The 17,391-nt window shown below is 58.8% G+C and carries 11 protein-coding genes; 7 read left to right on the top strand and 4 right to left on the bottom strand.

The genetic code is table 11. The features are described 5' to 3' along the window. Positions 1–522 precede the first annotated feature (522 nt). The 4 genes from ABQX22_RS15970 to ABQX22_RS15955 all read right to left on the bottom strand — a co-directional run bounded on the left by ABQX22_RS15970 (position 523) and on the right by ABQX22_RS15955 (position 5,020). Positions 523–1,281 carry a FadR/GntR family transcriptional regulator gene (locus tag ABQX22_RS15970; RefSeq protein WP_349800830.1) on the bottom strand — a complete coding sequence of 253 codons (759 nt, stop codon included), beginning with the start codon at positions 1,279–1,281 and terminating at the stop codon, positions 523–525. Between the two features lie 97 nt (positions 1,282–1,378). Beyond that, on the bottom strand, positions 1,379–3,115 hold the full coding sequence (locus tag ABQX22_RS15965; RefSeq protein ID WP_349800829.1) for an ABC transporter ATP-binding protein/permease: 1,737 nt from the start codon (positions 3,113–3,115) through the stop codon (positions 1,379–1,381). Positions 3,116–3,203: 88 nt separating this feature from the next. Next, positions 3,204–3,764 carry a response regulator transcription factor gene (locus tag ABQX22_RS15960; RefSeq protein ID WP_349800828.1) on the bottom strand — a complete coding sequence of 187 codons (561 nt, stop codon included), beginning with the start codon at positions 3,762–3,764 and terminating at the stop codon, positions 3,204–3,206. Next, positions 3,761–5,020 carry an ATP-binding protein gene (locus ABQX22_RS15955; protein ID WP_349800827.1) on the bottom strand — a complete coding sequence of 420 codons (1,260 nt, stop codon included), beginning with the start codon at positions 5,018–5,020 and terminating at the stop codon, positions 3,761–3,763. The genes ABQX22_RS15960 and ABQX22_RS15955 overlap by 4 nt, the downstream gene beginning before the upstream one ends. 310 nt (positions 5,021–5,330) lie before the next feature. On the opposite strand from ABQX22_RS15955, the gene ABQX22_RS15950 reads away from it, so the two are divergent. From ABQX22_RS15950 to ABQX22_RS15920, 7 genes are all read left to right on the top strand, one after another. After that, positions 5,331–6,053, top strand: coding sequence for an SIMPL domain-containing protein (locus ABQX22_RS15950; protein ID WP_349800826.1), 723 nt, complete (start codon positions 5,331–5,333; stop codon positions 6,051–6,053). A 250-nt stretch (positions 6,054–6,303) separates the two neighbouring features. Then, positions 6,304–8,496 (top strand): HET-C-related protein, encoded by a 2,193-nt coding sequence (locus ABQX22_RS15945; RefSeq protein WP_349800825.1) that lies wholly within the window; start codon positions 6,304–6,306, stop codon positions 8,494–8,496. 139 nt (positions 8,497–8,635) lie between these two features. After that, positions 8,636–10,234: an ABC transporter substrate-binding protein gene (locus ABQX22_RS15940; protein WP_349800824.1), complete on the top strand. Its 1,599-nt coding sequence runs from the start codon at positions 8,636–8,638 to the stop codon at positions 10,232–10,234. A 279-nt stretch (positions 10,235–10,513) separates the two neighbouring features. Next, positions 10,514–12,142, top strand: coding sequence for an ABC transporter substrate-binding protein (locus tag ABQX22_RS15935; protein ID WP_349800823.1), 1,629 nt, complete (start codon positions 10,514–10,516; stop codon positions 12,140–12,142). 441 nt (positions 12,143–12,583) lie between these two features. Continuing rightward, entirely contained in the window at positions 12,584–14,098 is a 1,515-nt protein-coding gene (locus tag ABQX22_RS15930; protein WP_349800822.1) for an ABC transporter substrate-binding protein, read from the top strand. Positions 14,099–14,260: 162 nt separating this feature from the next. Continuing rightward, positions 14,261–15,637: an OprD family porin gene (locus ABQX22_RS15925; RefSeq protein ID WP_349800821.1), complete on the top strand. Its 1,377-nt coding sequence runs from the start codon at positions 14,261–14,263 to the stop codon at positions 15,635–15,637. A gap of 82 nt (positions 15,638–15,719) precedes the next feature. After that, positions 15,720–17,327: an ABC transporter substrate-binding protein gene (locus ABQX22_RS15920; RefSeq protein WP_349800820.1), complete on the top strand. Its 1,608-nt coding sequence runs from the start codon at positions 15,720–15,722 to the stop codon at positions 17,325–17,327. Positions 17,328–17,391: the final 64 nt, after the last annotated feature.

The following is a 17,391-nucleotide window of genomic DNA, read 5'->3' as shown; positions in this document are numbered from 1 at the left end:
CTGCGGTGTGTCAGGCAAACCACATCGACAGGTTTTGCTACCGCTTCGCGCTAGATCGCCGGCAAGCCAGGCTCCCACGCCCTGCGGGCAGAAGCAATGTGTGGGCAGATAGGTGGTGGTTTGCCAGTTACGACACCCGCGTCTGCCCGGAGGGCGTGGGAGCTCGGCTTGCCAGCGATCGGCCGGGAACCGGCCGTAAATCATTCACTGCGGTGTGTCAGGCAAACCACATCGACAGGTTTTGCTACCGCTTCGCGCTAGATCGCCGGCAAGCCAGGCTCCCACGCCCTGCGGGCAGAAGCAATGTGTGGGCAGATAGGTGGTGGTTTGCCAGTTACGACACCCGCGTCTGCCCGGAGGGCGTGGGAGCTCGGCTTGCCAGCGATCGGCCGGGAACCGGTCGTCAATCATTCATTGCGGTGTGTCAGGCAAACCACATCGACAGGTTTTGCTACCGCTTCGCGCTAGATCGCCGGCAAGCCAGGCTCCCACGCCCTGCGGGCAGAAGCGCAGCCGCTTCGCTCAAGCCCTTTGCGACTCAGCCTCTTCATGGGCATGGCGCAAACGTTCGCGGCTGTTGGTCAGGTGCAGGCGCATCGCGGCGCGGGCGGCGTCGGAGTCCTGACGGGCAATGGCGTCGTAGATTTCTTCGTGCTCGCGGCTCAGGCGGTTCATGTAGTGCTGATGGTCGTCGTGAGCGATACGCGCGGAATTCAACCGGGTGCGGGGAATGATGCTGGTGCCCAGGTGATTCATGATATCGGTGAAGTAACGGTTGCCGGTCGACAGCGCAATCGCCATGTGAAACTGAAAATCCGGACCGACCGAGTCGCTGGCATGGGACACGCCCTCGTTCAGCGCATCCAGTGCAGCGCGCATGTCAGCCAACTGCTCGACAGACCGCCGTTGCGCGGCCAGCCCGGCTGACTCGACTTCCAGGCTGATACGCAGTTCCAGAATCGCCAGCACGTCGCGCAAGGTGACGATGGTCGCCGGGTCAATGCGAAAGCCGCTCGGGCTCGGAGTGTCCAGTACAAAGGTGCCGATGCCATGACGTGTTTCCACCAGCCCCGAGGCCTGCAGACGCGAGATCGCCTCGCGCACCACGGTGCGGCTAACGCCCTGCTCTTCCATGATCGCGGACTCGGTCGGCAGCTTGTCACCGCGCTTCAACAGCCCGCTGCGAATGCGCTCGGACAGTTCGGTCACCAGCTCTTGGGCCAGGCTGCGATGCTTTCGGCGGGCGCGAGGCGGAGCACTCTGATTTTCCATATCCAACATGCGTCTCTAATACGGTGAAGGGCTAATCATAGCTCACCGGGTTGTACGATCACACCCGGCGAGCCTATTAACCAAAAGGGGCTGCAAGTGGCCCGCGTTATGCCACAGGCTCCGGCACCGGCTGCTCGCGCAGCTGACCTTCGTCGATGCGCAAGTGGCGGCCGTGGAAGCGCTTCAGGCTGCTGCGGTGCCCGATGCTGAGCAGGGTCAAGCCCGGCAGTTCATCGATCAGAGCCTGGTACAACACCGCTTCATCTTCCTCATCCATGGCCGATGTCGCTTCGTCCAGATACAACCACTGCGGTGCGTACAACAGCGCGCGGGCGAAGGCCACCCGCTGCTGCTCGCCCGGGGACAGCAGGCGCTGCCAGTGATTGCTTTCGTCCAGACGCGGGACCAGATGGTCGAGGCGGCAAGTCTTGAGAATCTCGGCGAAGCGCTCGGCCGGATACACCTCCGGCGCCTGTGGATAACTCAAGGCCTCACGCAATGTGCCGATGGGCAAGTACGGTTTTTGCGGCAGGAACAACGAACGCTGGGCCGGCAACTTCACCGCCCCGTGACCGTCGAGCCACAACCCACCCATTGCCCGCAGCAAGGTGCTTTTGCCGCTGCCGGAACGACCGCTGAGCATGACCTTGTCGCCTTCGGCAATGTTTACATTGGCGTTGGTCAGCAGTTGACGACCGCCGGCTACGGACAAATCCAGGCCCTCAAGACGCAGCGCATTTTGCTCATGGGTGACGTCGATGGCCGGGACGCGGGCTTCGTTCTCGTCCATGGCCTGACGAAAGCTCAACAGACGATCACTGGTGGCACGCCACGAGGCCAATGAGGCGTACGCGTCGATGAACCAGCTGAAGTTCTCCTGCACGTTGCCGAACGCGGAGTTGATCTGCATCAGCTCGCCCAATTCGATCTTGCCGGCGAAGTAACGGGGGGCGGCCACGACGAAGGCGAAGATGATCGCGATCTGGGAATAACCGGCGGTGAAGAATGTCAGGCGCTTCTGCACCTTCATGATCGTCCAGAAATTGCTCCAGACCATGCCGAAACGGCTGCTCAGGCGCTCGTTCTCATTGGCCTCGCCGTTGGACAGAGCAATGCTCTCGGCGTTTTCACGCACACGCACCAGGGAGAAACGCATGTCGGCTTCGTAGCGTTGCTGCTGGTTGCTGAGCGAGATCAGGCGCTTGCCGATCAGGTGCGTCAGCCAGCTGCCGACGGCGGCGTAGATCAGCGCGGCCCAGAACATGTAGCCGGGAATGGTGATGCCCCACAATTCGATGCTGCCGGACACGCCCCACAGAATGACCGAGAACGACACCAGGCTGACCACGGTGCGCAACAGACCCAGGCTCAGGCTCAAGGTGTCGGAGGTGAAGTTATTGAGGTCTTCGGACAGCCGCTGGTCAGGGTTATCGGTGTAACCGCCCTGCTCCAGCCGGTAGTAATTCTTGTGCGCGAGCCACTTGGCAAAGTGCTGCTCGGTGAGCCAGCGACGCCAGCGGATAGTAAGCATCTGCGTCAGGTACAGCCTGTACACCGCGCCGAGGATGGCAATCGCGGCAATCCCGCAGAAGTACAGGATCAGATGGGTGAAGGCAGCGAGGTCTTTGTTCTGCAGCGCATTATAAAAGTCGCGATACCAGCTGTTGACCAGAACCGAGATAAACACGCTGAACAAGGACAGCACGATGACGGCGATCAACAACACCCACGCCATGCCTTTTTCTTCGCTGCGCCAGTAGGGTGCGACGAGTTTCCAGACACGGGGAAAAAAACTCCCTGACACGGTGTCGTTGACCGAGGTTTGTTCGGCATTCACATTCATGGTTAAGGCTCAGTGGCAGGTATTTAGTAGCGACGGCTCAATGTGCCAGACGCTACCCACGATCTTCCATGAATTAATCTTTATGTCCTCAGCGACGGACAGGCCGCTTTTGCAGCTTGCGTTGCAGGGTCCGGCGATGCATGCCCAGCGCCCGCGCAGTGGCGGAAATGTTGCCTTCGTGCTCGGTCAGCACGCGCTGGATGTGTTCCCATTGCAGGCGGTCCACGGACATCGGGTTTTCAGGCACCAGCGTGTCGAGATCGGCGTGTTCGGACAGCAAGGCGGCCAGCACGTCGTCGGCGTCGGCCGGTTTGCACAGGTAGTTGCAGGCGCCGCGCTTGATCGCTTCCACCGCCGTGGCGATGCTGGAATAACCGGTCAGTATCAGGACACGCATTTCCGGGTCCAGTTCCAGCAGCTTGGGCAACAGCACCAGCCCCGAGTCGCCTTCCATTTTCAGATCGACCGCTGCGTATTCCGGGATATCACCCTGGGCCAGGGTCAAGCCTTCTTCCGCCGAACCTGCGGTGCTGACCCGAAAGCCACGCCGGGCCATCGCCCGTGCCATGACGCGGGTGAAGGTGGCGTCATCGTCGACCAGCAACAAATGTGGCAGCTCTTCGCCTTCAACCTGGATGTCGTCAGTCATGCTTCATCTCCTCGTGCTTTACGGGGCAGGCGCAGCTCAGTGAGCGTGCCGCCTTCCTCGTGCGGATAGAGTTTCACCGAGCCGCCCGCGCGGGTGACGCTGGCTTTGCTCAAGAAAAGGCCCAGGCCAAAGCCCTTGCCCTTGGTTGTAAAAAACGGTTTGCCGATCTGCTCGGCAATCGCCAGCGGCACGCCGGCGCCATGGTCGCGGATGCTGATGCAGATTTCGTATTCGTTCCAGTCCAGATTCACTTCGAGCCCTTCGGGGCACGCGTCTGCGGCGTTGTTCAGCAGGTTCAACAGGCCCTGGGTCAGGTCGGGCGGCGGCGCAATCATCGGCAATTCGCCCTGGCCCAGCCGCTGGAAACGGTAGCTGGCTTCCGGGCGCATCAGGTGCCAGCGATTGAGCGCCTGGTCAAGCCAGTGACTGACAGTCTGCTGCTGCACCGCCATGCGCCGGTTGGCCTCGGCCGCACGCACCAGTTGCTGCAGGGTTTCCTTACACAGCTTGACTTGGTCCTGGAGGATGGACAGGTCTTCCTGAAGTGCCGGGTCATGGTGGTCCTGGCGCATTTCCTTGAGCAGCACGCTCATGGTCGCCAGCGGCGTGCCCAGTTCGTGCGCAGCGCCTGCCGCTTCGGTCGCCACGGCGAGCAATTGCTGGTCGCGAGCGCCCTCCTCCCGACGCAAGGCGCGCATCTGCTCCTGACGGCGCAACTCTTCGGCCATGCGCGCGGCGAAGAAGGTGATCACCGAGGCCGCCAGCGCAAAACTCAGCCACATGCCGTAAATCTGCATTTTCTCGCGGGAGGCTGCGAAGGCTGCCAGCGGGTAGAACTGCGCCAGCATCAGGGTGTACAGCGCCAGGGCGATGCCGGACAGGATCAGCGAATAGCGCCACGGCAACGTCACCGCAGCAATGGTCAGCGGCACAAGATAATAAGAAACAAAGGGGTTGGTCGAGCCACCGGAAAAGAACAGCAGTGCGCTGTGGATAAACAGGTCGAACGCGAGCTGCACGGCGTATTCCAGCTCGGTCACCGGCCATGAGGTGCGCAGGCGTAAGGCCGTGAGCAGGCAGACAATGCCCGAGATACCGAGGGTGACGTCAAGTTGCAGCCACGGCAGCGGCAGCAGGTCGAACAGGTAGGCAAACCCGACGGATCCGGCTTGCGCGGCCAGTACCAGGACGCGGACGAACGTCAGCCGCCAGAGATTCTGGCGGGTGGCGGAAAGCATTTGAACGGGGGCGAGCATGAGCTCTCCTGATGAGCGCTCCAGGCGTGTCGGAGCGAGTATAACCAATGGCGGGCCCAATACACCGAAAGTGCGTCAAAGCGCCACATCTGCCGGATTGCCTTTCGCCGCAAACTGCATGGGAGGGAGCTTGCTCGCGATGCGGTGGGGGAGTCCGAATGACGTGTCACCTAGACCGACCCTTCGCGAGCAAGCTCCCTCCCACGGGGCGGTTCGTAAACCGTCTGCAGGAACAAGCCCCAACGATTACAGTCTCATTGGCATCCGTCCGGCGAGCCATCGCCCAAGGTTCTTACAACAAGGAGTTTCCATGTTCATTCGTCGCCCGCTTGCCACTCTCGTCGCCGTCAGCACTGCAATGCTCGCCAGCCTCCCCGCCCTGGCCGATGACGCGGTTCATTACAATCAGGTGTCGGTCCGCGCCGAGGTCAATCAGGAGGTCCAGCGCGACCTGATGATGGTCACGCTCTACAGCGAGTCGCAAAACACCGACCCTGCCAAGCTGGCCGCCGAGATCACCGAAAACCTGAACAAAGCCTTGGGCAAGGTCCGTCAGGTCAAGGAAATCACCGTTCGCCAGGGCAATCGCAACAGCTACCCGATCTACGACGACAAGGGCCAGAAAATCACCGGCTGGCGTGAACGCGCTGAGCTGCGACTGGAAAGCGCCGACTTCGCCACGCTGTCCAAACTCACCGGCGAGTTGCTGGGCGAGGACATGAAAATGGGCGGCATGGACTTCTCCATCTCCAAACCCGCGCGCAAGGCCAGCGAAGACACGCTGCTCAAGGACGCGGTCGCTGCCTTCAAAACCCGCGCGCAACTGGTCACCGAGGCGCTGGGCGGCAGCACCTACAAACTGGTCAACCTGAACCTCAACACCTCGGGCTACCCGCAGCCGTACGCCCGCGCCCCGGTGATGATGATGAAAGCCGCGCGCAGCGACGCAGCGGCGCCGACCCCGGATGTCGAAGCCGGCACGGCAGAGGTCAGCGTCACCGCCGACGGCGTGATCGAAGTCGTCACGCCTTGACGCATCAGGTGGCAGCGCATCGACGTTGCCGCCTTCCTTCTTGCGCTGCACCATTATTCCGATGTCCCTGTCGCCACAACCGCTTTGACGCAGCACCTCCAGCCTACACGCCGACACGAATCCGCTTATTTTCGTTTACCAGCCAATACGTAAACTTCATCGCATAACCCCTCAAGCACTGCGCATTACAACGCCAACGGGCACCTGCCCGCGGGCCATCAGGCAGTCGCTCATTCAAAGGAAATCACGGATGAATTCAATTACGCTTCCCTCGTCGGCGAACAGCACCCTGACACCGCTTCTCGAACACCCACCCGTCACACCGAGAGACACCCGCTGCCTTGAAAGCCGCTTTGCCCTAGACCAACTGCGCGCATTTGCACAGCGAGCAGAACCTGCCCGTTTTGCGGCGACCATGGCGGCGATCTTCGGTTATGACATCGCCCCCCGCCATCACTTGACGCTCCAAGGGCATTTGCTCACCCAGCAATTTCCGATGCCCGGCTATGTCGTCGACGCGGACGTTGAGGTGGCCGAGTACGACAACCTGGACCGCACCATCCGTCTTCACCCGGACATCATTGAACGCGCATTGACGCGACCGGAGCGCAGCTGGGAATTACTGTCGATCCTCATGCACGAATTTGGTCATCATGTGGATAACGTGCTGCGCCAGGACATCGTCGCGGCGCAGGAAGGCAATGCCGGCGCCGCTCGCGATTCGGCAGGAGAAGAAGGGCTGCGCTACGCACAGCGCATGGCCCTCATTCACCACCCGGACGACATGCAAGAGGCGCAGATCGCAACTTACCGCGTACCGGCAACCGCCTCGATTACGCTGGTCATTGATCTGCCACCGGCTTTGCAGCACATCGTGGCCACACAGGCCAACCCTCGCTCGCCGGACATCGTGACGGATGCCCCGCGCGAGGGGTTCGAGGCCGGCACTGGCGAACCGGGCAAGTTTACCCACGAAAATATCGAGAACGTCCTGCGCTCACTGGGCATGAATACCGCAGAACGCAGCACCGTTTATTTCGGCAACTGGATGCGCGATTACTCACAATTGCTGGATCCGAAACTGGTACGCGCCGAAAACATGCCCAGGCAGTTGACGACTGTCTTTTCGCGCAAGGCGTTGACGCAAATCGTTGACATCCTGTCAATTCGCAGCTTTGCCCACCTGAGAAGCAAACCGGGCCTGGCCAACGTCTCCCCTGAGCGTCTGGGGGTGTATCGACCCAGCGAGCACATCGACAATCCCAGGGTCCATGCCATCGCAAATGCCATCGACCCCACCACTCGCGACGCCGATTTTGAGCCCTATGTGCTGCCGGGTGATCCACTGCTCGAAGTGGACCCAGACACGTCCATGAAGCGTTATATCTATCGCTCCGTGGAAACCATGCGTCATAGCCTCGCCACGGCGCTTGATCAGGGGCGCACCGATGACGGGCTGAAGACATTTGGCTCTGCGTTGCACATCCTGGAAGACTTTTTCGCGCACTCCAATTTCGTCGAATTGAGCCTGATCAAGGTCGGCTACACCCGCGTGCTGCCATGGACCTCGAAGGCGCCCTGCAAATGGGAACTGCCGCTGGTCACCGGCTCGTTCGGTTCGCTGGATGTGGTCGCGAGCATGGCGGGGGTAGTCGGCGATATTTTCTTCCCCGAGCGCAGCCTCAAATTCGACCCGACCCGTGAAGGCCAACGCTCGGAATGGGACAAGATGATGCTGATCATCCTCGGTGAGCATGAGAACCCGGTGTATCTGCAGACATTTGAATCCTTCCTCGTCGCCCGGGATAAATGGGCAAGCTGGCAGGGTTCCGAATACGTCGAGTTCTTCCTGTGGTTTGTGGGTCTTCCAGCACAAATGCTGCTGAACGCGTTCAACGCGATGATGCGCGAATTCCTGCGTCTGGCGGGGAACCGGGTCAGCGAGCACCAGACGAATATCGAAGATCCCAACACCAGCGGCTCTACTGATCCAAGTCACTCCCAGCTGTCCAAGGATCACGACGACCACCCGCTGCATGAACTGTCCGCATTGCTGGCTAAAGAAGCGGTGCTCCAGGTCGGCAAGGCCATGATCGACGGCTGGGAAGGCGACGAAAGTGCTGACCCGGTGGGTGTCGCTACCCGCTTCATCTGCCATGCAATGGACAGCAACTGGCAGGATCAAATCGTACTGAACTGGGCTCGGGAGAATCCTGGGCAGTTAGGTATCAGCACGTCGGCTGTGCACCTCAATGAAGTGCATCAGCACGTCCACCGCGTCGCCCGAAAAGCAGTGGACAAGCTGGCGAAAGACAGCAAAGAGGTCACTAACTTCTTCTTTACCCCAAGCGATGCACGGCAAACGTTCTTCAGCTTGCTGTCGCTGGGCAATCCACTGGCGAGTTTCACCGGCAATGCGCTCGATATCATCCAGCGCAAGTAACCGGTCTTTCGTGGAGCGGTCCATGCGACGGGTCAATCGCTGACCGCGTCTTGTAGAGCTTTAGAACTGTGCGGCATTCTGCCTGTCGATCATCTGACGATGAATTCAGGCACGAATGCCGCACTTGCATGAGGCTCACATGGACAGACCCTTCAAACCCTTACTCCTGGCCGCTGCATTGGCCTTCTGCGTGCCCTCGGTTCACGCAGCAAGCACCCTGGTCTATTGCTCCGAAGCAAGTCCTGCCGGTTTCGATCCGAGCCAGTACACCAGCGGGACGGATTTTGATGCGTCCGCCGAAACCGTGTTCAACCGGCTGACGCAGTTCAAGCGCGGGGGCACGGAAGTCGAGCCAGGGCTGGCCACAAACTGGGACGTGGCAAAAGACGGCCTGACCTACACCTTTCACCTGCGCCCCGGCGTCAAGTTCCACACCACTGAATACTTCACGCCGACCCGGGACTTCAACGCCGACGACGTTCTGTTCACCTTCAATCGCCTGCTCAAGGCTGATGACCCCTTCCGCAAGGCCTATCCGTCCGAGTCGCCTTACTTCACCGACATGGGCATGAACACCACCATCAAGAGCGTCGAGAAAATCGACGACCAGACGGTGAAGTTCAACCTGAACAGTATTGATGCCGCGTTCATTCAGAACCTGGCCATGAGCTTTGCGTCCATCCACTCCGCTGAATATGGCGCGCATCTGCTCAAGGAAGGCAAGGCAGCGGACATCAACCAGAAGCCCGTCGGCACCGGGCCGTTTGTGTTCAAGCGTTACCAGAAGGATGCGCAAATCCGCTACGCCGGCAACAAGACCTACTGGAAGCCCGAAGACGTCAAGATCGACAACCTGATCTTCTCGATCACCAGCGACGCAGCCGTGCGCCTGCAGAAGCTCAAGACCAATGAATGTCAGATCAGCGGCTATCCACGCCCTCAGGACATCGAAGAAGCCCGGAAAGACCCGAACCTCAAGGTGCTCAGCCAGGCCGGATTCAACCTCGGCTTTCTGGCTTACAACGTGACGCATCCGCCGCTGGATCAACTCAAGGTGCGTCAGGCGCTGGACATGGCCATCGACAAGCCGGCGATCATCAAGGCGGTGTACCAGAGCGCAGGACAACTGGCGCAGAACGCCCTGCCGCCGGATCAATGGAGTTACGACCCGACCATCAAGGACGCGCCCCACGACCCTGAAAAAGCCAAACAGCTGTTGAAGGAAGCCGGCGTCGCGCCGGGCACCCAGATCAACCTGTGGGCGATGACCGTGCAGCGTGCGTCCAACCCCAACGCGCGAATGTCGGCGCAGATGATTCAGGCCGACTGGGCCAAAATCGGCATCAAGGCCAACATCGTCAGCTACGAATGGGGCGAGTACATCAAACGCGCCAAGGCCGGCGAACACGACGTGATGATCTACGGCTGGACCGGCGACAACGGCGACCCGGACAACTGGCTCGGCGTGCTGTACAGCTGCGGGGCCGTCAAGGGCAGCAACTACGCCAAGTGGTGCAACCCCGCCTACGACAAGCTGGTCACCCAGGCCAAACTGACCAGTAACCGCGATGAGCGCATCAAGCTGTACCAGCAGGCGCAGCGGATTCTGAAGGACGATGTGCCGATCACGCCTATCGCCAACTCGAAGGTTTTCCAGCCGATGCGCAAGGAGGTTCAGGATTTCAAACTCAGCCCTTTTGGCCTGACTCCCTTCTATGGCGTCAGTCTGAGTAAATAGCCGAAAGAGTGCTTCAGGGGTAACAACTGTGTACCAATCGGGTGCATTCGCCACAGCGAACTGCGCTCGGTTGGTGCATCAAAGATGCTGATATGCGACACGCAAACGTTCAACTGCGTCAGGAATTATACTTTTGCGACATTCCTGTACGTTCGTGCCACTCTTTGACACTTCATTGGCGTCAGCGCCTTGCTTTGGGTATGGCGCCTGCATAAGTATCCGCAGGAATGACCCACAAGGTCGTTCCCTCTATTAAAAATGACAACAACTGAGGCCATCATGCTCAAACAAGCGGTCATTCCGTTTCTACTCAGCGCCGGTTTGCTTGCCGGCGCTCCCTTCGCTCAAGCGGCATCGAATCTGGTGTTCTGCTCCGAAGGCAGCCCAGCCGGCTTTGACCCAGGGCAATACACCACCGGTACCGACTTTGACGCCTCTGCAGAAACCATTTTCAACCGTTTGAGCCAATTTGAGCGTGGCGGCACCGCCGTCATTCCGGGCCTGGCCACCAGCTGGGACGTGTCCCCCGATGGCCTGACCTACACCTTCCACCTGCGCGAAGGCGTTAAATTCCACACCACGCCGTACTTCAAACCTACGCGCACCTTCAATGCCGATGACGTGCTGTTCACGTTCAACCGCATGATCAACAAGGACGACCCGTTCCGTAAGGCGTACCCGACCGAGTTCCCGTACTTCACCGACATGGCGATGGACACCAACATCACCAAGATCGAGAAGGTTGACGCCAACACGGTCAAGATGACCCTGGGCACCGTTGATGCCGCGTTCATCCAGAACCTGGCCATGAGCTTTGCGTCGATTCAGTCTGCTGAATACGCAGCCCAACTGTTGAAGGAAGGCAAAGCCGCCGACATCAACCAGAAGCCGATCGGCACCGGCCCGTTCGTGTTCAAGAGCTACCAGAAAGACTCCAACATCCGCTACACCGGGAACAAGGACTACTGGAAGCCTGAAGACGTCAAAGTCGACAACCTGATCTTCGCCATCACCACCGATGCCTCCGTCCGTGCGCAGAAGCTCAAGAAAGGCGAATGCCAGATCACCGCTTACCCACGCCCTGCCGACCTTGCTCCACTCAAGGCCGACAAGGACCTGAAGATGCCTGATCAGGCTGGCTTCAACCTGGGTTACATCGCCTACAACACGATGGACAAGATCAAGGGCGACGACAAGCCGAACCCGTTGTCGCAACTGAAAGTGCGCCAGGCGCTGGACATGGCCGTCAACAAGCAAAGCATCATTGATGCGGTGTACCAGGGCGCGGGCCAACTGGCCGTCAACGCCATGCCGCCGACCCAGTGGTCTTACGACACCACCATCAAGGATGCACCGTACGACGTTGAGAAAGCCAAGTCGCTGCTCAAGGAAGCGGGCATCAAGGAAGGCACCGAAATCACCCTGTGGGCGATGCCGGTTCAGCGTCCTTACAACCCGAACGCCAAGCTGATGGCTGAAATGCTGCAGTCGGACTGGAAGAAGATCGGCATCAACGCCAAGATCGTTTCCTACGAGTGGGGCGAGTACATCAAGCGCGCCAAAGCCGGTGAAAACGGCGCCATGCTGATTGGCTGGAGCGGCGACAACGGTGACCCGGACAACTGGCTCGGCACCCTGTTTGGCTGTGACGCCGTCAACGGCAACAACTTCGCCAAATGGTGTGACAAGCCGTTCGACACCCTGATCCACCAGGCCAAAGAAACTACCGATCAAGCCAAGCGCACCGAACTGTACAAACAGGCGCAGCACTTGCTCAAAGCTGCAGTACCTATGACGCCAATTGCGCACTCGACTGTTTATCAGCCGATGCGTAAAGAAGTTCAGGACTTCAAGATCAGCCCATTCGGTCTGAACTCGTTCTACGGCGTCAGCGTCAGCGGCAAGTAACTGATTACACGATGACCTGCCGTCGCGTCACCTTCGGGTGACGCGACTGCGGTTTTGTGTGGGAAATCGGTATAACGATAAGGTCCATATCATTAGTGCGCGGGCAGAGCTGAGAAATTGCCTACTAACGATATGCATTTTTCCTACATGTATTGCAGCACCTAGAACTCTTTACTGTACGGCGTGACGGACATACCTTCGTCAGCGGCTGTGCTTTTGCATTTTTTGCGTATTTGAACGGCTGAGCCACTTCCCAATGTCACGACGCATTTGCGAAAACAATGCAAATGAATGAACTGACTCACCGTGGACACTTTCGCGTTTGAAACGATAAGGATTGTCATGCGTAATAAGCTTTGTGTTTCATCACTCCTGGCCGCTGCAATTAGCAGTGGGCTATTAGCCAGTATTCCAAACGCTCAAGCTGCTACCAAAAGTCTGGTGTTCTGTTCTGAAGCCAGCCCGGCCGGGTTTGATATCGCGCAATACACCTCGGGCACGGACAACGATGCAGCCGAGCCCATCTATAACCGCCTGACCGAGTTCGAACAGGGCAGCACCAGCGTCATTCCCGCCCTGGCGACCCGCTGGGATGTCTCGCCGGACGGCCTCATCTACACCTTTCACTTGCGCGAAGGGGTGAAGTTCCACAGCAATAAAACATTCACTCCCACCCGTGATTTCAATGCAGACGATGTGGTGTTCACGTTCAATCGCATGATGAACAAAGATCAGCCGTTCCGCGTGGCGTATCCAACGGAGTTTCCGTACTTCACCGGGATGGGGATGGACAAGAATCTGAAGTCTGTCGAAAAGTCCGATCCGCTGACCGTCGTGTTCACACTCAATAAGGTGGACGCGGCATTCATTCAGAACATTGCGATGAACTTCGCGTCCATTCTTTCCGCTGAATACGCCGACAAGCTCCTGGCATCCGGTGATGTTCGGGACATCAATCAGCAGCCGATTGGTACCGGGCCCTTTGTATTCCAGCGCTATCAGAAAGATTCACAGATTCGCTATATCGCCAATAAGCAGTTCTGGGACCCGAGCCGCGTAAAAGTCGACCAATTGATTTTCGCCATCAACACCGACCCGTCGGTGCGGGTACAGAAGCTCAAGAAAAACGAATGCCAGGTCACCTCCAATCCGCGCCCCGCCGACCTCGACGCGCTCAAGGCCGACAAGGACCTGAACGTCATCGAGAAGCCCGGCTTTAACCTGGGCTACATCGCCTACAACGTGAAGCACGCGCCGCTGGATAACCTGCAGGTGCGCCAGGCGCTGGACATGGCGATCAACAAGCCGGAAATCATCAAGGCGGTGTATCAGGGCGCGGGCCAGCTGGCCGTGAACGCGATGCCGCCCACGCAATGGTCCTACGACGAAACCATCAAGGACGCGCCCTACGACCCGGACAAGGCACGGGAGCTGTTGCGTGCTGCGGGCGTCAAGGAAGGGACCGTGATCAATCTGTGGGCCATGCCGGTGCAGCGCCCGTATAACCCGAACGCCAAGCTCATGGCGCAGATGCTGCAATCGGACTGGGGAAAGATCGGCCTGAAGGTCAACATCGTCAGCTACGAGTGGGGTGAATACCTCAAGCGCAGCAAGAACGGCGAACACGATATTTCGTTGATCGGCTGGACCGGCGACAACGGTGACCCGGACAACTGGCTCGGCACGCTCTACAGCTGCGCGGCCATCGGTGGCAACAACTACTCCATGTGGTGCGACGAGAAATACGACCAGTTGGTCAAAGCGGCCGTCGCGACCTCCGACAAGACGCAGCGCATCGAGCTGTACAAACAGGCGCAGCACTACTTGAAAGAACAGGTGCCGATTACGCCGATCGCCCACTCCACGGTCAACCAGCCGTTGCGCGCTGCGGTCGAGGGTTTTCAGGTCAGCCCTTTCGGTCGTAATAACTTTTCCGGCGTTGGCCTCGCCAAATAACCCGTGAATACACGCCAGGGGGCGAATGCCGCTCCTTGGCGTCGCCATTTTTGCAATCTGCTTTTTTGATCAGAAAACGATCGGGCAGCCGCATAACAAGATCCATCAAGCCAGCCAATCCAATAAAGCTGGCGTTTATAAAGTAGTAAAGGGAGCTTCAACGTGAAAAAAGCCAACACCGCTGTATTCGCCTTGTCCTTGATCGCCTTGAGCGTCGCGGCCCAGGCAGAGCCAACGAGCCAAGCCTTCGTGCCAACCGAACTGGCCTCAAGCAATGCTCAAAGTGAAGCCAAGGGTTTTCTGGAAGATTCGAAATTGACCGGGTCGACACGCAACTGGTACGCCAACGAGTTGAGGCGTCGTGACTCAAATTTTTCGTACAACAAGGATGGCAGCACGTATTCCGACCCGCGCCGGATCAACTGGGTGCAGGGCACAATTGTTGACTACAGCTCGGGGTTCACTCAGGGCACCGTAGGTTTTTCCACGCAACTGGCGCTCTACAACGCCGTGGCCCTGGACCGCGAGTCCGACGACATCATGGGTAAGAACAACCGGACCCTGACACACAGCAACGGCGACGCCGTTGGCCAGTGGAGCAAGATGGGTCTGGCCAACGTCAAGGCCCGCGTGTCCAATACCACCCTGACCCTGGGCCGTCAGTCGATGAACACGCCGGTGATTGCCTACATCGGCAACCGTGCGCTGCCGTCGAGCTTTGAAGGGGTGAGCCTGCTCAGCGAAGAATTCAACAACCTGTCGTTCCAGGCCGGCAGCTTCGACCGCGTCTCGCCGCGCTCCGAGCAAAGCCTGACCAAGTTCACCTCTGAGTACAGCGCCAACGGCGCCACGGCAGATCGCGTGGACATGGCCGGTATCGACTACAAGCCGCTCAAAAGCCTGACCACCAGCTTCTACGGCTCCAACGTTGAAGACTTCTGGCATCAGTACTACGTAGGCGTGCTGCATGAAATGGGCGACACCGATGTGGTCGGCCTGAGCACCAACCTGAACTACTACAAGACCAAGGATTCCGGTGCCCGCAAGATGGGTCAAATCGACAACGACACTTACAGCCTGTCGTTGACCGCGACTCACAAGGCTCACAGCTTCAGCATTGCGTACCAGGAAGTCGAAGGCGACACCTACTTCGACTACGTGCACGACACCAACGCCATCTTCCTGGCCAACTCCTTGCTTTCCGACTTCAACGGACCGAACGAAAAGTCGGTGCAATTGAGCTACCTGCTGAACATGGCGGACTACGGCGTGCCGGGTCTGAAGTTCAACGTCTACCAGGCGCGCGGCTTCGACATCGACGGTACTCACTACAAGGGCACGGCGTATGACGTGTCGCGCATGAACGGCGAAACTCACTACGAATACGGCGTCGGCTCTTCCTACACCCTGCAATCGGGTCCATTGAAGGCCACAACCGTGCGCGCGACGTACACCACGCACCGTGCCAGCGCAGAACAGGCAGACGGCAACATCAACGAGCTCCGTCTGGTAACCACGATTCCATTCAATATTTTGTAAAACCTGCGGTTAGGCGGCGAGTCAGGCCAACGGGCTCGCCGGCTGACCACTTATTGGCTTCATACTTGCGGAGGGCGTTGTCATGAAATCGAAATTTAAGCTCGCAATGTTACGCAACGCAGTCGCACTGGCTGTATTGAGTGTGGCAGTCGGCGTTTCAGCCAAACCTCTGGTTGTCTGCACCGAAGCCAGCCCGGAAGGTTTCGACACGGCGTTGTACACCACCGCCGTCACCGCCGATGCGGCAGCGGAAACCGTCTTCAACCGCCTGGTGGATTTCAAGCCCGGCACCACCGAGATCGAACCGGCACTGGCTGAGTCTTGGGACATCAGCGAGGACGGCCTGACCTACGTCTTCCACCTGCGCAAAGGCGTCAAGTTTCACACCACCGACTACTTCAAACCCACGCGCGACATGAATGCCGACGACGTGGTCTGGAGTTTCCAGCGTCAGCTGGACCCGAACCACCCGTGGCACAAGCAATCGACCGTGGGCTATCCGTACTTTGAAAGCATGGGCTTCAAAGAGCTGCTCAAAAGCGTCGAGAAAGTCGACGACAACACCGTCAAATTCTCGCTGACCCGCCGTGAAGCGCCGTTCCTGGCCGACGTGGCCATGGCGTTCGCCTCGGTCTACTCCGCCGAATACGCCGATCAGTTGCTCAAAGCCAACAAGACCCAAGAGCTCAACAGCCACCCGGTCGGCACCGGCCCGTTCGTATTCGTGCGTTACGCCAAGGACGCCCAGGTGCGCTTCAAGTCCAACCCGGACTATTTCCGTGGCAAACCGCCAGCGGACGCCCTGATTTTTGCCATTGCCACCGACAGCAACGTTCGCCTGCAGAAGCTCAAGGCCAACGAATGCCAGATCGCGTTGTACCCAAAGCCTGATGACATCCCGAACATCAAGAAAGACCCGAGCCTGAAGATCGAAGAGCTGCAGGCCATGACCACCGCCTACATCGCGTTGAACACCACCCACAAATACATGAGCGATGTGCGGGTACGCAAAGCCATCGAAATCGCCTTCGACAAAGAGGCATATGTCAACGCGCTGTTCGGCACCGGCAATGCCAGCGTGGCGGTCAACCCCTACCCGCCGACGCTCCTGGGCTACAACAACCAGCTAACAACCCCGGCCCATGATCTGGACAAGGCCCGTGCCTTGCTCAAGGAAGCCGGCGTGCCTGAGGGCACCGTATTCACCCTCTTCACCCGTAACGGCGGTGGTCAGACCAACCCAAACCCGGTCATGGGCGCACAAATGATGCAGTCCGACTTGGCGAAAGTCGGCATTAAGTTGGATATTCGCGTCCTGGAATGGGGCGAAATGCTCAAACGTGCAAAAAGCGGAGAACCTGACATGGTGTCCGCTGGCTGGGCAGGCGACAATGGCGACCCTGATAACTTCCTGACGCCCAACCTGAGTTGCGAGGCCGCTAAAAACGGCGAAAACTACGCGCGCTGGTGCAACCAGAAGTTTCAGACGCTGATCGATCAGGCTCGGGAAAAAACCGACCCGGCCGAACGTGCAGCGCTCTACGAGCAGGCCCAGACGATTTTCAACCAGGACCTGCCGTGGATCAGCATGGCTCACACCAAGATGTTCACCGCAATGCGCAAAAACGTAGAGGGCTACCACATCAGCCCTCTCACCACTAATAACTTCGCTACCACCCAAGTGAAGTAGAAGAAGAATCCGGCGGGCTCATAACCCGAGACCCGCCGGGGCACGCCTAACCGGCTGATGAGGT

Origin of the sequence: Xanthomonas sp. WHRI 1810A (genome assembly GCF_040202885.1) — a bacterium.
Lineage (GTDB): Bacteria > Pseudomonadota > Gammaproteobacteria > Pseudomonadales > Pseudomonadaceae > Aquipseudomonas.
This window is presented reverse-complemented; position numbering and strand designations above follow the sequence as displayed.